The organism is Planktothrix sp. (genome assembly GCF_046067725.1).
Classification (GTDB): domain Bacteria; phylum Cyanobacteriota; class Cyanobacteriia; order Cyanobacteriales; family Microcoleaceae; genus Planktothrix.
Map to the genome: position 1 here is coordinate 1 of NZ_JBJUDF010000330.1, position 22,508 is coordinate 22,508.

General features: G+C 38.2%; 19 protein-coding genes. 9 read left to right on the forward strand and 10 right to left on the reverse strand.

Features of this window, described 5'->3' with window-relative positions:
* The first annotated feature begins 464 nt into the window (after positions 1-464).
* A complete protein-coding gene (locus ACKPEB_RS20455; RefSeq protein ID WP_408966852.1) occupies positions 465-1,586 on the forward strand; it encodes a hypothetical protein in 1,122 nt (373 codons plus the stop codon).
* Positions 1,587-1,647: 61 nt separating this feature from the next.
* On the opposite strand, the gene ACKPEB_RS20460 is transcribed toward ACKPEB_RS20455, so the two are convergent.
* The 5 genes from ACKPEB_RS20460 to ruvA form a co-directional block, all read right to left on the reverse strand.
* Entirely contained in the window at positions 1,648-2,520 is an 873-nt protein-coding gene (locus ACKPEB_RS20460) for a hypothetical protein (protein ID WP_408966853.1), read from the reverse strand.
* Between the two features lie 288 nt (positions 2,521-2,808).
* Positions 2,809-3,870: a 3-deoxy-7-phosphoheptulonate synthase gene (gene aroF / locus ACKPEB_RS20465; RefSeq protein ID WP_408966854.1), complete on the reverse strand. Its 1,062-nt coding sequence runs from the start codon at positions 3,868-3,870 to the stop codon at positions 2,809-2,811.
* 120 nt (positions 3,871-3,990) lie between these two features.
* The gene (locus ACKPEB_RS20470; RefSeq protein WP_408966855.1) at positions 3,991-4,527 is read right to left on the reverse strand and encodes a PAM68 family protein; all 537 of its coding nucleotides are present in this window, start codon (positions 4,525-4,527) and stop codon (positions 3,991-3,993) included.
* A gap of 83 nt (positions 4,528-4,610) precedes the next feature.
* Positions 4,611-4,880, reverse strand: coding sequence for a 30S ribosomal protein S15 (gene rpsO, locus ACKPEB_RS20475; RefSeq protein ID WP_408966856.1), 270 nt, complete (start codon positions 4,878-4,880; stop codon positions 4,611-4,613).
* A 283-nt stretch (positions 4,881-5,163) separates the two neighbouring features.
* Entirely contained in the window at positions 5,164-5,793 is a 630-nt protein-coding gene (gene ruvA, locus ACKPEB_RS20480; protein ID WP_408966857.1) for a Holliday junction branch migration protein RuvA, read from the reverse strand.
* Positions 5,794-6,038: 245 nt separating this feature from the next.
* Here ruvA and ACKPEB_RS20485 point away from each other — a divergent pair, with 245 nt between their 5' ends.
* The 3 genes from ACKPEB_RS20485 (at position 6,039) to ACKPEB_RS20495 (ending at position 7,940) form a co-directional block, all read left to right on the forward strand.
* Positions 6,039-6,362 carry a hypothetical protein gene (locus tag ACKPEB_RS20485; RefSeq protein ID WP_408971300.1) on the forward strand — a complete coding sequence of 108 codons (324 nt, stop codon included), beginning with the start codon at positions 6,039-6,041 and terminating at the stop codon, positions 6,360-6,362.
* Between the two features lie 91 nt (positions 6,363-6,453).
* Positions 6,454-7,725 (forward strand): MFS transporter, encoded by a 1,272-nt coding sequence (locus ACKPEB_RS20490; RefSeq protein ID WP_408966859.1) that lies wholly within the window; start codon positions 6,454-6,456, stop codon positions 7,723-7,725.
* Between the two features lie 23 nt (positions 7,726-7,748).
* Positions 7,749-7,940: a hypothetical protein gene (locus ACKPEB_RS20495; RefSeq protein WP_408966860.1), complete on the forward strand. Its 192-nt coding sequence runs from the start codon at positions 7,749-7,751 to the stop codon at positions 7,938-7,940.
* Positions 7,941-7,979: 39 nt separating this feature from the next.
* On the opposite strand, the gene ACKPEB_RS20500 is transcribed toward ACKPEB_RS20495, so the two are convergent.
* From ACKPEB_RS20500 to rd, 3 genes are read right to left on the reverse strand one after another with little or no spacing between them, the layout of a single operon-like run.
* Positions 7,980-8,285, reverse strand: a complete 306-nt coding sequence (locus ACKPEB_RS20500) for a Dabb family protein (RefSeq protein ID WP_408966861.1) — start codon at positions 8,283-8,285, stop codon at positions 7,980-7,982.
* Entirely contained in the window at positions 8,282-9,535 is a 1,254-nt protein-coding gene (locus ACKPEB_RS20505; protein WP_408966862.1) for an NAD(P)/FAD-dependent oxidoreductase, read from the reverse strand. Before ACKPEB_RS20505 ends, ACKPEB_RS20500 begins: the two co-directional genes overlap by 4 nt.
* 9 nt (positions 9,536-9,544) lie before the next feature.
* On the reverse strand, positions 9,545-9,709 hold the full coding sequence (gene rd, locus ACKPEB_RS20510; RefSeq protein WP_408966863.1) for a rubredoxin: 165 nt from the start codon (positions 9,707-9,709) through the stop codon (positions 9,545-9,547).
* A gap of 95 nt (positions 9,710-9,804) precedes the next feature.
* On the opposite strand from rd, the gene ACKPEB_RS20515 reads away from it, so the two are divergent.
* From ACKPEB_RS20515 to ACKPEB_RS20530, 4 genes are read left to right on the forward strand one after another with little or no spacing between them, the layout of a single operon-like run.
* Positions 9,805-10,500, forward strand: a complete 696-nt coding sequence (locus tag ACKPEB_RS20515; RefSeq protein WP_408966864.1) for a polysaccharide deacetylase family protein — start codon at positions 9,805-9,807, stop codon at positions 10,498-10,500.
* Positions 10,501-10,551: 51 nt separating this feature from the next.
* Entirely contained in the window at positions 10,552-13,005 is a 2,454-nt protein-coding gene (locus ACKPEB_RS20520) for a Calx-beta domain-containing protein (protein ID WP_408966865.1), read from the forward strand.
* A gap of 12 nt (positions 13,006-13,017) precedes the next feature.
* Complete coding sequence (locus ACKPEB_RS20525) at positions 13,018-14,598, forward strand: S-layer homology domain-containing protein (protein ID WP_408966866.1); 1,581 nt, start codon at positions 13,018-13,020, stop codon at positions 14,596-14,598.
* A 53-nt stretch (positions 14,599-14,651) separates the two neighbouring features.
* Complete coding sequence (locus ACKPEB_RS20530) at positions 14,652-15,599, forward strand: class I SAM-dependent methyltransferase (protein ID WP_408966868.1); 948 nt, start codon at positions 14,652-14,654, stop codon at positions 15,597-15,599.
* Between the two features lie 243 nt (positions 15,600-15,842).
* On the opposite strand, the gene ACKPEB_RS20535 is transcribed toward ACKPEB_RS20530, so the two are convergent.
* The gene (locus ACKPEB_RS20535) at positions 15,843-16,133 is read right to left on the reverse strand and encodes a ubiquinol-cytochrome c reductase iron-sulfur subunit (protein ID WP_408966869.1); all 291 of its coding nucleotides are present in this window, start codon (positions 16,131-16,133) and stop codon (positions 15,843-15,845) included.
* A 66-nt stretch (positions 16,134-16,199) separates the two neighbouring features.
* Here ACKPEB_RS20535 and ACKPEB_RS20540 point away from each other — a divergent pair, with 66 nt between their 5' ends.
* The gene (locus tag ACKPEB_RS20540; RefSeq protein WP_408966867.1) at positions 16,200-17,297 is read left to right on the forward strand and encodes a patatin-like phospholipase family protein; all 1,098 of its coding nucleotides are present in this window, start codon (positions 16,200-16,202) and stop codon (positions 17,295-17,297) included.
* 21 nt (positions 17,298-17,318) lie between these two features.
* On the opposite strand, the gene ACKPEB_RS20545 is transcribed toward ACKPEB_RS20540, so the two are convergent.
* Complete coding sequence (locus ACKPEB_RS20545) at positions 17,319-22,505, reverse strand: CHAT domain-containing protein (RefSeq protein WP_408966870.1); 5,187 nt, start codon at positions 22,503-22,505, stop codon at positions 17,319-17,321.
* Positions 22,506-22,508: the final 3 nt, after the last annotated feature.

Consider the following 22,508-nt stretch of genomic DNA (forward strand, 5'->3'; position numbering starts at 1 on the left):
GACTCGACTATCACGACTTTTTTGTTTCTTGATGTTAACATAAATTACTAGAATATTCACGGGGAATAAATTCCCCTGAGTCGTGTTTCCTCTGTTGTCTGAAGACACGCTCGTTTCCACACTCCCATCCTGTTTTTATGATTTTAAGACAACATCATGACTTTTGACAGACTGAGTAACTCTCACTGTTCCTGATGTTTTGCTTGTTATTCTAGCCAATGTTTAATTTTGATAAAATTTCGGAGGAATTTGATGCTCGTCGTTTATGATCAAGGGCAAAAATAGATAATTTTCCTAAAAGCTGTTAAACTAAAGGTATATAAATCATCATTACCGATCCACTCTTCTTAATTTATAGGGTTGTAGATCTGGAATTTGAGTTGGAGTGCCTTTTCATGTAAGCTAATTTTGGTTGAGTTTGTTTTAAACCTGGAAATATTCGACTAAGCCACTACTCATACAAAATGTTAGGTAAATCTCAAGGAACTGGGAAAATCTCGTTGGACGCGCAGCAAATTTTCGCTTTAATTGACAGTATCTTACCGTTAGAAGTTTGCTTGCATTACCAAATTTTGCCTCTTGCTCTCAAAGATAATCATTTATATTTAGGTGTGGTAGATTCAGAAGATGAATCTGCTTTAGAATACGTTCAAAAAATTGTATCTTATATGAATTGTTCCATTCGGACTCAGATTATTTCTTCCGAAGAGGAGCGATCTTTATTGTCTTCTTATCTTTATTATAAACAACAAGATCAAAAAATTGAGTCAAAAATCAATTTTGTTCAAGAAATATTAGATTCTCAACCTCAAAAGGCTTCGCAAACTGTTGTTGAGCATTCAGACGTTGATTCTTCTGTTGATGTGGTCAATGCTCTCTCACCAGAACCTGATGTTTTTTTACCTACAATTGTTGATGATTCTTCCTTGAATTCCAGGGAATCAACGTCTACGAGTTCTTTAAAGTTGCCATCGGTGTTAGAACTAACAACTCCTGATTTAGAAAATTCTCTGGAGGATTTAGGAACATTATCTGCTCAGGATTTGTTAAAAGAACTTTTAAGTCGGGTTTTAATAGGTGGAATTGGACGACTTTATTTTGAACGGGAAGATGCTAATTCATCCCGTATTTTATGGAGTCAGGATGGAGTTTTACAATCTGTTGTAACTGGGTTAAGAAATGAAAAATTTCAAGGGGTTATTAATCAGTTAAAATTATGGGTTAATCTTCCTTTAATTCTAATTGATAAACCTCAACAAGTTGAGATAGAACGAGTCTATCAAGATAGTCATTTATTATTACGATTAAGAATAACTCCTGGGACGTTTGGAGAAGAAGCTAATTTACAGGTTTTAAGGGGTGCTGCTTTAAAATTTTATCAGAAACAACAGTTATCTAAATTAAGTTTAGACGCTCTACGATTGACACAGCAAGTTCAAAATAAACTCAGTGAAATTAGCACTCGGCTTGCTTCAACTCCCTTATCTTCTGAAAATTTAATATTATTAAATCATCTTTTAAAAATGATGGTTCAACAATCAGATGCTTTAATCGAAAAAAGCAAGAATTCTGACCGTAATCATTAAATAATCGACTGCTAACTGTAACCGAACACCTAAAATCTGAGACCTTTCGACCAAGGTTAAATTAATCAAAAATTAAACCTAGCAGTCCTTTTGTGTAAATATAACTGAAACCAACTTGAATCCCAAAATCGGTTTCTTCTCGAATATATCCGACACTCGCACGTCCTGTAATTAAGAAACTATAAGAAATGGGAATATCAATTCCGGCTACGGCTGAAGGGCCAACACTAAAGTCATTATTAAAGATATCTTTGTAGATAATTCCGGCTCCGACAAAGGGTGAAAATCGTACGGCATTGGTTTCACTTCTGACCGGAAAATCGGCGGTCAGATGAACTAAACTGGCACTATCACTTCCGATGACAACTCCACTCGAATGCAGAGAAAAGTTTTCTGAAAACCCGGTTTTGGAGAGCGTCATTAATGCGCTACCACCTAAACCTGATCCGTCTCCTGTAATCCCAACATTTCCTCCCAATCCAACATAATTATAGTTATTACTTAAACGCCGACCATTTGCATCAGCGGCTTTACGAGGATCTTCCGGTTTTTCTTCTCTGGCTTCAGATTGTTGAGCAACGGGTAAGGATTGCTCTGGATTTTGAGCAATATTCCACTCAACTTTATCCATCCAATTTTGTTGACTTAAATCGGCGGCTTGTGTTGAAGGAAACGTATTTTTAGCTTCTGATAAAGTTTGGGGTTGCTGTTGAATAATTTCTTGGGAATAATGGGGTGTTGTACTTTCCAATGCTAACGGTTCTAGGCTTGAATCTGTTGTTTCAGATAAGGGTTGAGACTCAATTTCTACTGAAGATTCGACAATATTTTGTAAGGATGTTTCTGGGGAAACTTCAGTCGCTAAAAGTTGGCCTGCATTTAGAGTCAGTGCGATTGCTGTCCCCAGAAAAACGGTTTGATTGAGATTCGGCATCTGTCATTACACTCCTCAAGAATAGTTTTTGCCGCAAATTAAACGCTATTATATATAGATTACAGATATTCTTCCAATTAAAAATTATCAAATCGTTTTTAAAAATGTATTTTTAGATAGATGTAAAAATATAAATGTTAATTTTATTACCAATGAAGTGATAATTTTTTTAAAATGGTAAACTCTAATATTTTTTTTACAGCCCAAAAGAATCAATCTCAAAAACCTAAAAATTGAACCCGGATGGTTAGGATCAACGGCATGATCATCAGCATCCGGGTCAAGGAATTAACCCACAACGGCTAATTCTTTTGGCCAACGACCCACGGCTTTACCAATGACAGAGAGTTCTTTCATTAAGCTGTCAAACCGTTCTGGAGTCAAAGATTGAGGGCCATCGGACAACGCTTTTGCTGGGTTGGGATGGACTTCAATCATCAAAGAATCGGTTCCGGCGGCAATAGAGGCCATTGCCATTGAGGGAACGTATTCTGCAACACCAATTCCATGACTCGGATCGATCATAATCGGAAGGTGAGTGAGCGATCGCAATACAGGGATCACGGATAAATCTAGGGTATTGCGGGTATATTGACGGTCAAAACCCCGAATTCCCCGCTCGCATAAAATCACGTTTTGGTTACCACCCGCGAGGATATATTCTGCGGCCATTAACCATTCTTCAATGGTGGCAGACATTCCGCGTTTGAGCAAAATGGGTTTATCCTGGGCTCCCACTTTTTTCAATAGGGAGAAGTTCTGCATATTGCGAGCGCCAATTTGAATAATATCGGCGACTTCCCCTAATTTTTCCAGGTCTTCAGCATCCATTAACTCTGTAATAATACCGAGTCCGGTGGCTTCCCGTGCGGCGGCTAATAATCCTAAAGCGCTTTCACCATGTCCTTGAAACGCATAAGGAGAGGTACGAGGTTTGAAAGCTCCTCCTCGGAGGAATTGAGCGCCAGCGGCTTTAACTCGTTTCGCGGTTTCGATAATCATCTCTTCGTTTTCCACTGAGCAAGGCCCAGCTACGACGACGAGGGGATGGTGTTCGCTAAAGGTGACATCTCCGGCGGGAGTCGGAACGGTAACTTCGCTGGCTTCTCCTTGACGATAGGTGCGGCTGACCCGTTTATAGGGTTTTTCGACCCGTAAGACATCCTCAATGAAAGGACTCATTTCCCGCAGTTGCAAGGGGTCAAGGTCGGCTGTTTCACCGACTAACCCAATCACCACTTTGTGTTTACCAACAATTTTTTCCGGTGATAATCCCCAGCCGTTGCTGAGTTCTGAATTTAGACGTTCAATTTCGGCTTCTGGTGTGCCGACTTTCATTACTATAATCATTTATCGTTGAATGATCGGTTGATCAAACTTAAAAAGCTGGAATTGTTTGCGAAAATACAGGAACGTTAAAGCTAAATTTAGCGTATTACAATTCAACTTTGAACGTAAAGTTTTGAATTCTTAATTTTTCTGATTTTTTTGCCGAGCAGCTTTCCATCCATCCTGCATTCGCCCTAAATTCAGTTTAAATTCTTGCCAGCCTACAATACTCCCTGAGACTTCTTCATCCCAGGATGCTGACAGAACACCGTAGCTTAAGCCCACCACACTTAACCCAAAAAACCCCATACTAATCATCACAACCACCGTATGAGGAAAGACTAACAAATCCTGGGTAATAATAAAATAACTCCCAATAAATGTTGCTAAGCCCATGAGCAAAGGCAGTCCAGCTAAAACGACCATTCGAGACAGCATCCGTTGACTGACTTTTTCGGGAATAGCTGTTTCTTCGCGGGTGTAACGACGTTTGGTGTCTTTACTGTTTTGGGGTTGAGGTTGGGAAGAGGGAGCAGTCGCCTTGACCTTTTGATCTGATTTTGTCGATTTAGGGTCTGAAACCGCCTTGACGGGAGGTTTTGAAGTCGCTTTATTATTTTTTTTGCGATTTTTCTTCGGTTCAAAGGCGGGACGGGCGGAGGGACGTTCAGAGGACATAGGTTTAAAAAGTGGGTCTGGAAATGCAGGAGGAAAGCTTAACGAACAGATTAGGTTTCGGTTGTGACACCCGTTGCCAAATTCTAACCCCGAATCCCCAGACGGGCAATTAACGCTTGATAACGTCCTCTATCTTGGCGTTGCAAGAAGCTTAACAGACGTTTGCGACGGCCAATCATTTGTAACAGTCCTCGGCGAGAGGAATGATCTTTTTTATTGATTTTTAAGTGTTCGCTGAGTTTATTGATCCGTTCGGTCAACATTGCCACTTGCACCTCAGAAGACCCGGTATCGGTTTCATGGGTTTGGTGCTCTGACATGATTTCTTGTTTACGCTGCTGTGTGAGAGCCATAGTTGTTGAATCTCAAGTTAATCCGTAATTTTCCACAATCACTTAGAATACCATACTTTTGATCGGTTTTATAACGTGGTAGTTGGGCTTCAGTGCCAAAATGCGGGCTAAAGCCTAACTACTCACTGTTCTATAATCAACTAACTGTTCTATAATTTAGTAGTTGCGCTTCAGTCCCAAAATGCGGGCTTTAGCCCAACTACTCACTGTTTTATAATGTAGTAGTTGCGCTTCAGTGCTAAAATCCTGGCTAAAGCCCAACTACTCACTTAGACAAAGATTTTCAAGTTCCTTGACTTAACCAAGCGATCGCACTCCTAATCCATTCGTCAGAATTGGTTTGTTTAGCTAGACTAGAATCTTGACTAATCGCTTGTAACGCTTGCATGACTTCAGCACCCGTATAACCGAGGGCGAGTAAGGTCATTTCGACTTCTTCCTGAATCTGGGGGGCGATTCCAGAGGGAGACGACAGCAATCCCGCTTGACTTCGCCATTCTGAGAGTTTAGTTTTGAGTTCCAGGGCGATGCGTTCTGCGGTTTTGTTTCCGACGCCTGGAGTTTTCGCTAAAACGCGAGTATTACCCCCGACAATCGCTTGAATTAAATCTTGAAGTCCGAGGGTATCTAAAAGAGCGATCGCTAGTTGAGTTCCTATCCCACTAACACTGATTAATTGGCGAAATAAATCTCGTTCAGCCAGACTAGAAAAACCATATAAAACCATTTGATCTTCACGGACTTGTAGGTGAGTGAAGATTTGTGTGGTTTCGCCCAAGGGGGGTAATTCCATTCTCATGCGAGGTAAAATTTGCAGTTCGTATCCCACATTATTAACATCGAGTAATAACGTAACTCGATTTGCATTTCCTTTCTGAATATCTGCGATGATCCCTTTGAGAGAGCCAATCATATAAAATAATAAAATAATGCCGATGAACTAAACATTTTTAGCTGAAAATTCAGTTAAAATCAGAGGCAGATTCAAGATCTGGATGTTGATTCGGTTCAAGCTTGACTCGGTAATAGGAATTAGGAGTTGAGCCGTTGTCCAAATCAAGTATTTTCTATTCTAAGGGCATTGACCCAATCAATTCAGTGTCAGGATGTATTATACATTATTCTTACTCATTATGCTGTTTTCAGATGTCAAAAAGATTGCTGAAAAGATGGGTTAATACAATTACTAGAACGCTTCCTCTGCGATCAATTCTTGTTGTTTCTTTTGTTCTACAAACTTTTATTGCGGTTGGGTTAACGGGATGGTTGTCCCTGAGAAATGGTCAAAAAGCGGTGAATCAAGTAGCAACCCAACTTCGTGATGAAATTAGCGATAAAATTAAGCAACATCTTGATTATTACCTGAATTTTCCGGCTTTTATTAATCAAATTAATTCTGAAGCTATTTCTCATCACCATTTTGATATTTTATTACAATTCCTGTATCCCAGAGTCATCATTAATCTGGTCAAATCAAGATGAGTTTTCTATTCCTCCTCATAGAATTTAATAGAACCTGAATCCGCTATGATGATGGAAGCAGGATTAACTATTGTCTTAGGATACTTGAAACATGGGATTCCAACGGAATCGTTTTTTAATTTGGCTTCCTCAACTGAATCCTCAAATTTTGATTTTAGCAATGGGTCGATTATTATCACAAACGGGTACAGGATTTACACTGTTTTATGCTCCGATTTTCTTTGTCAATCAAGTTGGATTATCGTCTACAGCCGTTGGATTCAGTTTAGGATTAGCTCAAATTTCAGGAATTTTAGGTCGATTTTTAGCGGGTTCATGGTGTGATTCACCTCGTTGGGGTCGTCGTTTTACCTTATTAATTTCAGCCGTTATTTCAGCCATTGCTTCTTTTGTTTTAGGCGTGGCTAATGATTTTATAATGGTAGTTTTAGGAAATTTATTATTGGGTTTAGGAATAGGTCTTTATTGGCCAGCAACGGAGGCAGTTGTTGCTGATTTAACGACGGGGAAACAACGGAATGAAGCTTATGCACTCACGAGATTAGGGGATAATATTGGCTTACAATTAGGGATGATGTTTGGCGGGTTAATTATTAGTACATCTGGGAACTATCGAGCTTTATTTATTATTGATGGCATTTCTTTTATTGTGTTCTTTGGGGTAATTTTTGCAGCAATTAAAGAAACCAATACAACTTTTGAAAAATCTTTAAGCCATCGAAAAGGGTGGGGGGAAAACTGGTGGACAGCCTTACGTGATCGCACCCTTTTAATTTATGTGATTGTTAATATTATGTTTACGGTTTATGTGTCTCAGATTAATAGTACCCTACCTTTATATTTTAGTAATTTTGTGCAAGGCGGGTTTTCTCCAGGGATCATTAGTGGTCTTTTTATTGGTTATACTGCCATTTCTGTTATCTTTTTACTTCCCCTTTCTCGATGGTTAAATCGATTTAGCCATGCTCAAGCCTTAAGCTTTTCAGCGTTATTATGGGGGGTGGGATTTATTGTAATTGCTTGGACAGGACGGGGAGAAAATCATGCCTTAGTTTTAGCGAGTTTAGGATTAGGAATTTTAGCTCTTGCAGTTGTTGGTTATACTCCAGCTTCTTCGTCTTTAGTGGCTGATTTAGCGCCGGATACGTTACGAGGAATTTACCTTGCAATAAATGCTCAATGTTGGGCAATTGGTTATTTAATAGGGCCACCTTTAGGGGGTTGGGCACTGGATCAAAGTCCTGAAATTGTTTATAATTTTTGGTTGGGTTTGGCGTTGAGTATTCTGATTGCTTTATTAATTTTGAAGAATCTTGATCGCCGAATCAAACTTCAGAAACAGGTTAATTTGAAGATGAATTAATCTAAAATTTGAGGAACTCAACAATGGGAAAACAATCTAAACTAAAACACAAACGTCAAGATTTGAAAAATCATCCACCTGAACCCTTATCTGTTGAAGAAAATTCAGATCCGACTCATTTTGTTGAAACCATGAAAAAACAGGGTTATCAGTTAAAAACGATGAGTTCTTGCCCTAATATTCCTGAAAGTCAGGATGGAAAACTTCAACTTTAAAGTAAAATGGATGGGTTTTTCCCATCCTAATGATTCAGTTTAACACTCGAAATCAAAAACCAGTGCACCTTCGTCATCCGCTAAAATTGGGGAGAGTTTTTCTTTCACCTTTTCATGTTCTGGATGGGGTAAATAAACATCTCGATCTTGGGCTGTTGCGAAGGTCATAATAAATCCATGAGTGTAACCTCGATTGATATTTTCGGGGCTAGAATTGATCCCGGAACTATAGGAAAGTATACCCGGAATTAATTCTTTTAATTTCTCTAAATCGGTAAATGCCTCATCAATTTTTTCAGAAGAGATACCTTCTTTAAACTTGAATAAAACGATATGTTGAATCATGGTTCAATCTCCTTTAATTTTCCAATTGATTGTCCGGCTAACCATCCGGTTGTCCAAGCATTTTGAAAGTTAAATCCTCCGGTAATTCCATCAATATCTAGGATTTCTCCGGCAAAATATAACCCTGGACAACAACGGCTTTCCATGGTTTTAAAATCTACTTCTTTTAAATTAATCCCTCCACAAGTAACAAACTCTTCTTTAAAAACACCTTTGCCCGTGACATTATAACAGCCTTGATTTAATTCTTGAATTAAGTTTTGTAAAGATTTATTAGAAATTTCAGACCAGCGTTTTTCTTCATCAATTCCGATAAAAGTTACTAATTGTTTCCACAACCTTCGAGGTAAATCAAATGGACAATTTGCAGCAATTAACCGCTTAGGAAATTCTGCTTTTAGGGCTAATAGTTTTTCTTTTAACAGTTCAGGATGTTCCTGGGGTAGCCAATTAATTTGTAATGGGGATTTATAGCCACAATCATATAAAAATCTTGCCCCCCAAGCAGATAATTTAAGAATAGCTGGCCCACTTAATCCCCAATGGGTAATTAATAATGCTCCCGTTTGTTCGAGTTTAGCTTGAGGCAATTTAACCTGAACTGAATTAACCGAAACTCCGGCTAAATCTTGCAGGCGTTGATCTTTAATATTAAAGGTGAATAAAGAGGGAACGGTCGGAATAATTGTATGTCCTAAAGCTTGGGCAAATTGATAACCAGAGGGGTGACTTCCCGTTGCTAATAAAAGGCGATCGCTTTCTAAAATTTCTCCCGATTTCAGTTGAATTTTAAAGGGATAAAGGTTAGAATTATTATAGGAAATAGAACGAACTGGAACTTGAGTTTTAATCCGAACTCCTGACTGTTCTGCGGCTCGAAATAAACAATTAACAATCGTAGCAGAATCATCAGTTGTCGGGAACATTCGTCCGTCAGATTCTGTTTTTAATTGCACTCCATGACGAGTAAACCATTCAACGGTATTTTTAGCTTGAAATCGACTAAAAGCACCCCGTAAGGCTTGGCTTCCTCTGGGATAATTTTGTGCAAATTGAGTGGGTTCAAAACAAGCATGGGTGACATTACAACGTCCCCCACCCGAAATCCTAACTTTAGCAAGAGGTTGTTGTCCTGCTTCTAATAAAATGACTTGAGTTTGAGTGTGGTGAGTTGCACAAGTGATCGCCGCAAAAAAACCCGCCGCGCCTCCGCCAATTACAATCACTTTTACCGGATGTATACTAGACAAATTAACCCTCTATTCTTCTAACACTTCAAACTCTTTTTTTTCAGCTTGGCAAACTGGACAAATCCAATCTTCGGAAATTTCTTCAAAGGGTGTACCGGGATCAATCCCCCCATCGGGATCACCGTATTCAGGATCGTAGGTATAGCCACAGACTGTACAAACATACTGTTTCATGGTTAAATTTCTCAATCAATTACCCATTAATATTGTACAGTTTCTTTTATTTGATTTGAGCCAATTTATGCAAATTTTTGTAAACTTTAACGGTTATGAATAATCTTCTTCCTCTTAAACTCCAATTAGCGTGCTTTTTCCCTTATATACATCAGCTTTTATCTCCCAGATTCCCCCATTGTCTATGGAGTGGGGATTTATCCTTACCTGAAATCTGCTTAACCTTTGATGATGGCCCCCATCCTCACTATACTTTAGAGTTATTAAAAGTATTAGATTCTTATCAAATTACAGCCAGTTTTTTTTGGTTAGGAAAATCGGTAGAAAAATACCCTAAAATTGCTCAAAATGTCTATGATAAAGGTCATTGGATTGGATTGCATGGTTATCAACATCATTCTTTTCCCTGTTTAACGGATATGGAATTACAAGAAAGCTTAGAAAATACCAAAACTGCTATTTATAAAGCTTGTAATCTTGACCCAGAGTTAATATTAGATGTTCGTCCTCCTAATGGTTTATTTTTACCTCGAACCTTAGACTTATTAACAAGCTGGGGATATCGTCCAGTGATGTGGAGTGTTGTACCGGAAGATTGGGTACATCCTGGGGTTGATATTGTCAGCCAGCGCGTGATTAAACAAACTCGAAATGGGTCAATTATTGTGCTTCATGATGGTAATTATGGCGGAAAAGATGTGGCAAAAACGGCTGAAAAAATTATTCCTAAATTATTAGATCAAGGTTATAAATTTGTAACAATTTCTAAATTTTGGCAGTCTGCAAAATAATGATATGATTAGCAATGTTAGGGTTTAAATTTCAGTTTACACAATGACATTATGGTGCTCAAACCGGAAACCGATCCCACCACAGGTCAACTTCGCTTAGTCGGAGACAATACCGCCGAAAATATAAGATTTTTCCCTGGAGAATTGGGGGTATTTCCATTAGGTGCTTTTTTATTAGGAGGAGATGATACGGTTCGAGGGTCATCTGATCCTGAACTAATTTATGGCAATTTAGATCATGATATTCTGTTTGGGGAAGGCGGAAATGATACCTTATTTGGGGGTCAAGGAAATGATAAAATTTTAGGAAATCTTGGCAATGATCTTCTATTTGGGGAAGATGGAAATGATCAATTTGTTCGGTTTCTAAATCCAGATAACTCCTCTGAATTAGCAGGTGTTGAAGGAGATGATACCATTTACGCGGGATCAGGAGATGATCAAATTCGAGAGAATGAAGGTGAGGATTTAATATTCGGAGGTCAAGGTAATGATGAATTAAGATCCGGGGTAGAAAATGATCAAGTTGAAGGCAATAATGGCAATGATTTTATCACCGGAGAAGATGGAGATGATACGGTTTCTGGAGGGAATGGAAATGATCAAGTTCGTGGGGATGTTGGCAATGATTTAGTTCAGGGAAATGCAGGAAATGATCAGTTATCTGGGGGGAGTGAAAATGATACTTTATTTGGGGGACAAGGCAATGATCAACTAACAGGAGATACGGGAGATGACCGTTTATCAGGAGATGAAGGAATTGATACTTTAATCGGGGGAGATGGTAAAGATATTTTTGTAATTAATAGTCATCAATTGGGGAATAATCCCGAATCATCGGAAACTATTGTTGATTATAAACCCGGAGAAGATATTATTTTTTTAACGGGAAACTTAGGATTTGAAAACTTAACGACTAGACCTGACCCTAGAACTGAAAATAGCACTATTTTAGAAGCCGAATCGGGTGGAATTGTAGCTGTATTACAAGGAATTAAACCGGATCAAATTAACCGCTCTAATTTTATTATTCCTGGGGTTGTAGGATTCAGTTCAGATCAATTTTCGGTTAATGAAAATGGAACTTCTATCAATCCTGTTACCGTTGTTAGAAACAGTGGAAATGATGGGGAAATAAGCGTAACGGTGGTTCCCATTCGTACGCCTTTTACTCCTCCTGAGAATCAAATTAATACTAACCCTATTATCATTGAGTTTGGGAATGGAGATGCTAATCCTAAAATTATTAATATTCCGATTGTAAATGATAATGTTCCTAATTATCCAGCCCATGTTATTTTAACCTTAGAAAATCCCACTAATTTTGCCCAATTGGGAACACCAAACCAAGCAACTTTAGACATTATTGATGATGAAATTCCCCCTTCTCCAGTCGGAAGATTAGTGAATCCTAATCCTGAAAACGCTGCAAAATTCGGTTCAGCTTTATCACGGGTGGGTAATCATTTCGTTGTTGTTGGTGCACCGGGTCAAACCAATCATCAAGGAATTGCCTATTTATTTGATGTCACGACTCAACAACCAACATTAACCTTTCGTAACCCTTCCCCCACTGCTGGAAATTCAGCGTTTGGTCAATCTGTTGCGACAACTTTAGGTGATAATGTAGTAATTGGCGCGCCTCAAGATAATAGTTTAGCTCCAAATTCTGGTGCAGTATACGCCTTTAGTACCGCTACAGGAACGCCTTATTTACTCCTCAATAATCCTACCCCTGATATCTTTGATTTATTTGGGTATTCCGTTGCTACGATTGACAATAATATTATCGTTGGTGCACCCAATGATTCTACCTTAGCACCCGGAGGAGGAACAGTTTATTTATTTGATGGAAATACGGGTCAGTTATTACAAACCTTGGTCAATCCTAACCCACAACCTAATGACTTTTTTGGTACTTCCGTTGCTGCGGTTGGTGGAGATAGAATATTAATCGGTGCACCTGCTAGTTTAACTTTAGGAAGCGAACAAAAACCCGGTAAAGCTTATATTTTTGATAGTGCTACAGGAGAACTGATACAAACGTTTAAAAATCCGAATCCAGGGTTAGATAATTTTGGTTATGCTGTTAGTTGGACAGGAATTGGTCGAGATATTTTAATCGGCGCGCCTGGAGATGATCAAGGGGGAATTAATACGGGAATAACCTTTTTATTTGATGGTATAACAGGAGCCGTTTTACAAACTTATAAAGCTCCTATAATTGAGAATAACAATCAATTTGGTCAAGCATTATCCTTAATTGGAAATGATGTTTTAATCGGTTCTCCTGGCTATGGATTGGCAAATTTAGGCGGAACATTTCGTTATGAATTAAGAAGCGGAAATTTACTGCAAACTTATTTAAGTCCCGTTACGGATAATTCCGATACCGAGTTGAATTTTGGAGCATCTGTCACCAGTGTTGGTAATGTTATATTGGTGGGTGTCCCTAATTTGGATACCTCCTTACCCAGTGTCGGTGCTGTTGATCAATTTATTTAAATTCGGAGTACCATGAAAAGAAAATCTGTCCTGCGCCATTTTAAATTATTCATTCTTGTTAGTTTGGGAATGATCTTAACTCAAAACTATTTCCCTTTAATTAATCCCAGTTTAGCTCAAAATCCTAAAACTTTTGAAGATATTCAAGGCCATTGGGCTCAAAACTGTATTGAAGAATTGGCTCAAAGAAAGATTGTGAAAGGGTATTATGAAGATAACACTTTTCGCCCCGATGAACCGGTGAATCGGGCAGAATTTGCGGCCATTCTCAGTCAAGCATTTCCGAAAATTAATCGAAGAGAAAAAGGTGTTGATTTTGTTGATGTTCCGACGGATTATTGGGCTTATAATGCCATTCGAGATGTGCATCAAAGAGGGTTTATGTCGGGGTATTTAGGTAGTGTTTTTAATCCTTTATTAAATATCCCCAGAGTCCAAGCTTTAGTTGCATTAGTGAATGGTTTAGAGTATAAATCTAGTCAAGTTTCTCCTCAACAATTAACCAAAATTTTTGAGGATGGGTCAGATATTCCTGAATATGCTAAAAAAGCGATCGCAGCCGCAACGGAACATTGGTTAGTTGTTAATTATCCCAATGTTCGGCGATTAAATCCTAATAAACCCGCCACTCGTGCGGAAGTAGCGACGTTTATTTGTCAAGCGATTTCCGAAGATCAAAAACAAGCCTTAGTTCCCACTCAATATATTGCTAGAGTTTCTATTTCTGAACCTCCAAAACCTGATTCAGAAGACGAGAAACCTAAACCCTCAACCCCTCCAGTGACGATGCAACCCCAAGGGACACCCCCCATTGAATCTCGACCAGAATCCTATCCTGATCTTAAGGATTTAAAAGTACAAAGAACAGCAGAATTAGGCAATATTAAAGCCGAATTATTATCCGATTCTAATAATACAATTCAATTAATGCAAATTAAAATTACTCGAAAAGGAGAGTTAATTTCTGAAGATGTTATCCCCATCGCTAGTCTCTCTCATCCAGGGGTAAAAACCGTAAAAAGCGGAAGAGTGATTGATTTTAAAGTGTTAGATTTAGACAATGATAAAGAACCTGAAATTATAGTAGATTTATTAATAGATGAGGATAACAATCGTAAAAGTTACTATTCGATGATTTATCGATATAGCCCCATCAAAGAAGAATATAGAGATGTGCAAAAAAAATGGGGTTTAATTTCCTATCGACTCAATACAGAAAACGGCAATATTCCGCTTTTGATTCATTATGATCAACGCTTTAGTCAAAATTTTCAAGCTTATACCCCGGAACAACTCCCATTACAAATTTTTCAATATCAGTTTGGAGAATTTCAAGATGTGACTCAACAATATCAGGAGCTTCTCCAAGAACATAACTCTATTTTATTGCAAGAAATGAATAAACGTCGTCGTCTGAAACAAGATTTAAAAGCAGTGGTAGCCGCTTATTTAGCCCAACAGTATTTATTAGGTGACGCCAACGCAGGTTGGAAAACTATTGAAGAATTGTATCAAAACCCTGACAGAAATCAATTTTTTCCTCAACTTCGCCAATGGTTGAAAAAGACAGGATACATGGAGGGATCTTCATGAAACATTTTATGATAGCTTAAGACTTGCTATATATCATTCATTTTCAAACCATGATTAATACCAAACTAAAACCTGACTGGGCAGGAGAAGATTTTCTGTCTCAAATTGTTAATGTTTTAATTCAAACTAAACCGCTTTATAACTTAATGAAACGTCAAGCGAGACAAGTTTTAATTAAAACAGCAGAAAAAAATGGAGTTCAGTGGCGGAAAACTTGCCAAGAATTAGATACATCGGGAGCGAAAGACCTGTTAAAAAGTGTTACTAATTCTCATATTAAATATCCCGATTATTATCAAGTTCCTTTTCATGCTTATGATGAAGGAAATCTCTGTTGGTTAGCGGCCTTTGAAGCTGAACCCGCAACAAAAGCAATGGGGTTGCGAGTTTGGCCGAAAGAACAAATGACCTGGGAAACCGCAGAACATCGGTTACGGTCTAGTTTCCATGAAATCTTAGGTCAATATTGTCCTGAAAGCGTGGAGAATGTGTTAGATATTGGTTGTTCTGTGGGGATGTCAACTCTGCCATTACATCGCTATTTAGTTCAAAAATACGGTCATCATATTAGAACAGTGGGGTTAGATTTATCACCTTATATGTTAGCGGTGGCAAAAGTTCGGGATACCCAGGGAGAAATTGCCGAATGGAGACACGAACTGGCGGAAAATACCAGTTTTCCTGATAATAGTTTTGATGTTGTTACCCTGCAATTTCTGTTACATGAACTCCCGAATAAAGCCAGTCGAGATATTTTTCAAGAAGCCCTCAGAATTTTGCGTCCGGGGGGTTGTTTAGCCCTTGTCGATAATAATCCGAAATCAGAAGTGATTCAAAATTTACCCCCAGCGTTATTTATTTTGATGAAAAGTACCGAACCTTGGAGTGATGAATATTATACTTTTGATGTGGAAAAAACCTTAAAAGATGTTGGGTTTGATTATAAAATAACCGTTCCCAGTGACCCCCGCCATCGCACTATTATTGCCATAAAACCTTGATCCCTAGAAACCGGGTTTCTGAATAAATTTTGATAGGATCAAGTCCATCTTAAAAAGAAATCCGGTTTTTCTGGGATGATCTGCTACGGTTAATTCGTATTTGCAAAGAAGTTGAAGATTATGAAAATGTTAACGCAATTGTATGATGAATATTAAGGGGATTTTATTGATTTGATTAATGAGAATACAAAAAGCTTTGTGTCTCAAGTTTTTACCTAAACTTTAGCTAGAAAGTGATGGGGATTAAACGGCTACCAAAATCAGATCGTTGTCAATCTTAACATCATAGGTGTTCAAGGGTTCAGTGGCAGGGGCTCCCAGCACCTCTCCATCTTGATCAAAACGAGAATTGTGGCAAGGACAAACAAAGCTAGATTGACTGAAATTCCAGTCTACAGTACAGCCTTTATGTGTACAGGTGGGATCAACTGCGAGCACATTAGTGGCGTTTTGAGGATTAGGAAACACCAGTAACACAGGGGTAGGGACTCCTGACTTGATCAAGATTTTGCCACTACTTTTTAATTGGGAAATTTTCGCAAGTGGCTTATAATCAGCAGCATTAGTATGATGTGATCAGTTGATGAAACAACCTTAATCATGAAACCTAAAATAGCGATCGCTTGTCAAGGAGGCGGCAGCCAAACTGCCTTCACCGCAGGAGTTCTTAAAGCTCTGTTTGAAAATAATGTTCAGGATCACTTCAATATTGTCAGTTTAAGTGGTACTTCTGGGGGGGCAATTTGTGCGTTTCTGATTTGGTATTCCCTCAAGAAAGGAGATCAAATTGTTTGGCAGCGACTGATTGAATTTTGGGAGGATAATACAGCCCAAACGCCTCAAGAACAGTGGTTCAATGATACGGCAATTAAGACTTTAGAATTAGCAAGTAAAGGGTTGATTCCTCAGTATAATCTGAGTCCTTCTTCGCCTGTAATTAAAACTTGGTTTTCCTTTGTAACTCAAGGTTTGCGGAGTCGGTTTACCGATTTTAAAGAATTACTTGGAGCCCATATTGATTGCGCACAATTAGCAGATTGGGGGTGTCAACCTGAACCCCCACTTTTACTAATCGGAGCTTGTAATATTCTCAGTGGAAAATTACACAAATTCAACTCTTACCGAGAACCAATTAAACTTGAACATCTGTTAGCTTCTGCTTGCATACCTAACCTTTTCTCAGCCGTATCTATTGAAGAAACGGCTTATTGGGATGGTCTTTTTTCTGATAATCCGCCGATTGATTGTTTGATTAAACCTGATTTTGTTGGAGTTGCCAATATTCCCCAAGAAATTTGGGTGATTAAAATTAATCCAACGATGAGAAATCAGATCCCAGTATTAGTTGATGATATTCTGGATCGTCGGAATGAATTAGAAGGAAATATCTCTTTATTTAAAAGCTTGAGTGAAATTGAGACTCTGAATAATCTCTTTTTAACAGGAGCGTTCAAGCAAGAATATTTAGCTTTATTGGATGTTAAAGAACCGATTAAAATTCCTAAATCTTTTCAGGATGATCCTGACCGAGATTACCATATTCCCATGATTGAAATGTCGGAAGAGTTAGCCCAAACCTTAAACTATGAAAGTAAATTAGATCGCTCTCCTAAAAGTATTCATCGGCTGATCCAAGATGGTGAGAAACAAGGAAAAAAATTCATTGAAGCTCGACTTAAACAGATGAGTAATCAGTAAAATATTGAACTGGATTTTATCTTACCAAGGGCTACCAATTAACGTAAAACCAGCCCAATAAAAAGGATGGGATAAATTCAGATTTCCACGAGATGCAATTTCTGGAGGCAGGGAAATTTTAGTGGTTTTTGTTCCCGTTTCATTAATTAAATAACCCTGTTGTAAACGGACTTTTCCCTGTAACATTGCCAGTTGAGCTTGTCGCAATGCTTCTGCTTTAATGGGACTTGTGGATAACGCTTCATAAAACGTATTCATTAACCCTAATGTTCCGGCATCACTGACATACCATAAACTTGCTAACGCTGATTTAACCCCGGCTTGAACCGCTAACCCTGCAAACCCTAATTCTGCTTTTTCATCTCCCACAGCCGTTGTACAGGCACTCAAGACTAATAATTCAACTGGAGGCTGATTTAATCGTAAGTTTCTCAGTTCATTTAATCGAAGTTTTTGATCCCAAAATTGAATATAAGATTGGTCATAACCTCCGGTTTGGAATTCTCCATGTGTGGCTAAATGAACAATTGAATATTGATGTTGATTGCGCTGTGACGTTAGATTATTAACGGTAAATTTTTCATTTAAAAAAGACTTGCCTTGCCAAATATTGTGATTTAAAATTAAGTCTAGTTCTATGGGAACGGCGGGAAGAGGTTGTTGATTTGAATTAGGAAAAATAGAAGCTCCCATCGCTAAAACTTTGGAATTTTTAATATCAACATAACGGGTATCGGTTAAACTTAAACTAGGGATTAACCCTAAACTATAGCGTTCTAATAAAAATTGTTTGCCATCATATAAAGCAGCTAACGGTAAAGTTCTTAATCCCGTATCCATTGAAAAAACTAGGGTATTAATTCCTTCGGCTTCTAGTTGGGTTTCCAGAGGTTGAATTAACCATTCATATAACTGTTTGCCATTTTCTTTATAGCGAGTATCTTCTAAATTTTCGGGGGAACGAATTTGATTAGAAAAGGTTCGGGCAATTTTTAATACCGTTTCTCGCGGAACCGGAATACTTTTAAATAGGGGTTGTCCTTCGGGTAAAATCAATCTTAATTCTAATTGATTGGATTGAACTGATACATAGATAATAGCAGGTTTATAATTGGTTAATTTATAAATTTCATTCAGGGTTTTCCGAATACTTTGATCTGTTATAGGCGGATTATTTAAGTTTGATCCTAAATAGTTAGAAAATTCAATCCCCCGGAACGTATCAATTTGAGCTAAAGATGAAATTACTGAACCTGTTCCAATTTGATCGGTGGGAATGGTGGGAGTATTTAACGGAATAATCGGTTGGTCTGCGGTTTCTAAGGATTGATTGTTGTCTGTAGAAGGAGAATTAGAGGAGGTTTCTGAAGTTGAATTTAAGGAGGAATCGGATGGAGAATTGGTTAAGACAGGAGTGGTATTCTCATCGGTTTGGGAGGTAACAAGAGGAGTTGAACTTTCTGAATTATTGCCTTGTAATTCAGAATTAATTTGATTAACAGTCTCTGGGGTTGATCCGGTTGTTGGATTAGAATTAGAGTTGGGATTTGTTGCGGGTAAAATTGTGACTAAATTGCCATCGGTAATCGCTCCAGTTGTTCCATTTAAAGTGGAATCTCCAACCGTAAAGGCAATATTAATACAGTTAGACATTTGACAATAATCTCCGCCTTGTTGAATCACAATAGACCCCCCTTCTTCATTGCCAACACTGGAAATACTCGCGTTTATTTGATTCCGACTATTAAAGGTTCCTGTGACTCTTAATAACCCCCCAGTAGCAATTCCAATATCCCCGCCTTGGGTTTTTCCTTCGGTACGAATGGAAACAACATCAATATCTTCGGCTGAATTTAAACCAATATTTCCACTGCGTCCTTCAGGAGAACTCGCGTCTATTTTTCCGATATTGATGTGTTCACCTGCTACAACATTAATATTCCCTCCCCCCGTGATTCCAACTGTATTTAAGTCTCCTGTTCGGACACTTCCTCTTGGACTATTCAGTGTAATATTACTACTAATTCCAGAGAAAGTTGTTGTATTAATAGTATTAGTTTGAATCCCGGTATATCCGCTTAAATTAATCCCTTGGCTTTTTTCTGCTCCTTGCAATGTTTGTAGGGTTCCAGTGGAAATTTGACCTTGAGAACTGGTAAGATTAATCCCTCGATCAGCCGTAATATTTCTGGTGGTTATATTTCCAGGTGCAAATAATTCAATGGCGACTAAATCACCCTCTCTCGATAAATTATTAATTGAACCATTAACATTAATACTTCCATTTCGGCTAATTAAATTAATATCCTGACCATTCAGGGAAAGGTTTTCACTGTCTGTAATATTATCCTGAGAATTAATGTGGATTTCTCCTGTTTTGATCGTTCCTAATGCTGAAAGATTAATCTCTCCTTGTCCTTGATTTCCTGACACTAATTGTAAGGTTCCTGTTTGAATGTGTCCTTGGGAACTACTCAGTTGAATGGTTCCTCCTTGGGTACTGATATCGCCAATTAAAATATCTGATGCGGCTGTTAAAGTTAAAGAAGCGTTATCCAAACCTGTAATAGAACCTGTACCTAATATCGATTGTGCTTGTAAATTAAGCGGATCGTAAATGGTAAAATTCCCAGCTAAAGTTAAGGAATTAATACCATCAGAACGACCAATATTAATTAAATTAAACCCATTAGAAAAAGTTTCCAAATCTTCAGCACTAATATCGAAAGTTGAAGAATTTTCTGACCCGGCTAAGGTAATCGCTTGTGTGTTCTCACTCGGTTGTAAACTTAGGGTTCCTAAACCTTGAACCGAGTTTAATCCTCCCAATAAATTAATTTCGGTTCCTGTTAATTGAATTGTCGCAGAGGTAGACGTTCCGGTTGATAGCTGCTGGGTCGAAACAACTCCAGATTTACTTGTAATTGAAATATTTTGACCGTTAGTAATTAAGGTTCCTAAACGAATATTTCCGTCCGCAAATAAGGTCAAACTCGCATCATCTAAGCCAGTTAGTGTATAAAATTGTTCTCGTAATGGCATCCCACTCGCAATTAAACCTTGAGGAGATTGAATGATAACGGGATCTTGAAACGTAATATTTCCGGCGATAAAAATAGTACCATTATCTTGATCACCTCCGATCACAATTTCCTTAAATCCATTAGCTAAACTGTTGAGATCACGGGGAGTTAAATTTAAAGTCAGTTCAGAATTATTATCTTGACCTGCAATTTCAATATCTTGAGCGTTTGTTGCTGGTTGTAATAAAATTTTACCTTGACCTTGAATCGAATTTTGACCCCCTGTAAAGTTAATTTCATCACTGGTAATTTGGATGTTTCCAGTAGCGGTTTCTAAACCATTAAAAGTTCCGGTACGCAGTCCTTGAGCTTCAACAGATAACTCAGCATTGAGAATAATATTTCCTCCAGTTTCTTGACCCCTGGTATCAATTAAATTAGTTGTCAACATTCGAGGGGTATTAACTAAAACATTTCCTCCTGAACCTTGGCTAGATGTGGCATCAATACTATAGGAATTTCCTTCTAAAATAATATTACCTTGGGAACTCTCGAAGGTAACATTTCCGGCTTGACTGCTACCAGAGGTATTAATTTGATTCGTTTGAATTCGGTTTAATGCACTGAGATTGACGGTTCCACCAGTGCCATTTCCGGTGGCAAAAGTAGAAATTGTATTGGTAATAATATCCCGATCACTTTCAATTGTTAAATCTCCACCGTTATTAATGGCAGAAGTTGATAAATTCTCGGTGCGAATTCCTCCGTTATTGGTTGTTTTTAGGGTTAAATTTCCTCCCTGAGTGATCAGATCTCCTGTGAGGATATTAACTCCCGTGATCACAAGATTAGCACCGGATGTACGCAGGGTATCCCCAGAATTCATTGTAAATCCACCACTACCCGATTGATCCGCATCGGCAGAAAAGGTTAAGGTTCCTGTTGTGGCTGGAAATCTTAATTCATTATCTTCTAAATCACTAATGTTAATATTATTTTTAGCTTCTAAAATGATATTAGCTGTTTGAGAAAAATCTTCTAAGGTTTGCTCGGATAAGGTAATACTAGAATTATTTTCTTGCTGATTACCAATATTAATTTCATCCGCATTAATGACTAAAGTTCCGGGTGTTTCTTGGCTTCCTTTAAGATTAATATTTCCGGCTATATTCAGATTATTCTGGCTAAAAATAGTAACAAATCCGCCTAATCCTTCACGGTGTGGAGTGTTGGAAGCTCCTTGGGTACTAATATTACCAAAAAACTGAGTTAAATCTTGGGAACCAATGCTTACCCGCCCTCCAGTTCCCTGAGTCAACGCATCGGCTAAAATTTTAGATTCCTCATTAATAAAAGTGCGGGAAGCATTTGGAAAAAAAGCATTTCCTTGAGCATCACTCCCAATTCTAATGGTTCCTCCACCATTAGCAGCAGAAGCATCAATTTCTGCACTAGAGATTTGAATATCATTGCCAATAATATTAATTTGAGGAAGACTTGAAGATGATGAATTTGAACTGGTATTTCTGGCATTCAATAACCCGGAAACGAAAGCCATCCCTCCTTGAGAGGGGAATTGAGAGCTAACTGCTGTTAGTTCTACGGTTCCATCGGGTAAAATATTAACGCTAGAAGCTTGATTATTGTCTCCTGTTCCTGTTAATAATTTAGGTAATTCAAGGGGAGTAATCGCAGATTGTTCATTTTCTAAACTGGGGGTAACGGCTTCGATTTCTAAATTCAGTAAATAGCCTTCTTGACTAATTCTAACTAAATTATTTCCTTGAATAGCAGCAATGGTAATTTGTCCTCCGGGTGCATTGAGCGTTCCGGTATTAATCACATTTCCACCAACTAAAGTTAAGGTTTGTCCAGAAGGAACGGTGAGTTCTCCTGAATTTATAATATTACCTGGATTTGAAGTGGCAAACAGAAAAGAATTCGGTTCACCGGAAAGGCTATTATAATCATTAGAATCTAAGGCATTAAAAAAACCCGAATTAAATCCAATTCCAGTAGCTGTTGTGGCGGTAAATGAAGCGGGAACATCTAAACTAGATCCGGCTCCAAAAATAATGCCAGCCGGATTTAAAATAAATAAATTAGAGTTACCCCCCGTAACTTGAATTAACCCTTCAATGACAGAAGGTTGTCCTCCCACGACACGACTCAGAATATTTTGAATTGA

Excerpts from the sequence above, each read along its gene's own strand:
- rd (WP_408966863.1), bottom strand. The coding sequence starts at position 9,709 with ATGAAACAGTATGTTTGTACAGTCTGTGGCTATACCTACGATCCTGAA.
- ruvA (WP_408966857.1), bottom strand. The coding sequence starts at position 5,793 with ATGATTGGCTCTCTCAAAGGGATCATCGCAGATATTCAGAAAGGAAAT.
- ACKPEB_RS20515 (WP_408966864.1), top strand. The coding sequence starts at position 9,805 with ATGAATAATCTTCTTCCTCTTAAACTCCAATTAGCGTGCTTTTTCCCT.
- ACKPEB_RS20455 (WP_408966852.1), top strand. The coding sequence starts at position 465 with ATGTTAGGTAAATCTCAAGGAACTGGGAAAATCTCGTTGGACGCGCAG.
- ACKPEB_RS20460 (WP_408966853.1), bottom strand. The coding sequence starts at position 2,520 with ATGCCGAATCTCAATCAAACCGTTTTTCTGGGGACAGCAATCGCACTG.
- ACKPEB_RS20540 (WP_408966867.1), top strand. The coding sequence starts at position 16,200 with ATGAAACCTAAAATAGCGATCGCTTGTCAAGGAGGCGGCAGCCAAACT.
- ACKPEB_RS20500 (WP_408966861.1), bottom strand. The coding sequence starts at position 8,285 with ATGATTCAACATATCGTTTTATTCAAGTTTAAAGAAGGTATCTCTTCT.
- ACKPEB_RS20470 (WP_408966855.1), bottom strand. The coding sequence starts at position 4,527 with ATGTCCTCTGAACGTCCCTCCGCCCGTCCCGCCTTTGAACCGAAGAAA.
- rpsO (WP_408966856.1), bottom strand. The coding sequence starts at position 4,880 with ATGGCTCTCACACAGCAGCGTAAACAAGAAATCATGTCAGAGCACCAA.
- ACKPEB_RS20525 (WP_408966866.1), top strand. The coding sequence starts at position 13,018 with ATGAAAAGAAAATCTGTCCTGCGCCATTTTAAATTATTCATTCTTGTT.
- ACKPEB_RS20490 (WP_408966859.1), top strand. The coding sequence starts at position 6,454 with ATGGGATTCCAACGGAATCGTTTTTTAATTTGGCTTCCTCAACTGAAT.
- ACKPEB_RS20495 (WP_408966860.1), top strand. The coding sequence starts at position 7,749 with ATGGGAAAACAATCTAAACTAAAACACAAACGTCAAGATTTGAAAAAT.
- aroF (WP_408966854.1), bottom strand. The coding sequence starts at position 3,870 with ATGATTATAGTAATGAAAGTCGGCACACCAGAAGCCGAAATTGAACGT.
- ACKPEB_RS20520 (WP_408966865.1), top strand. The coding sequence starts at position 10,552 with ATGGTGCTCAAACCGGAAACCGATCCCACCACAGGTCAACTTCGCTTA.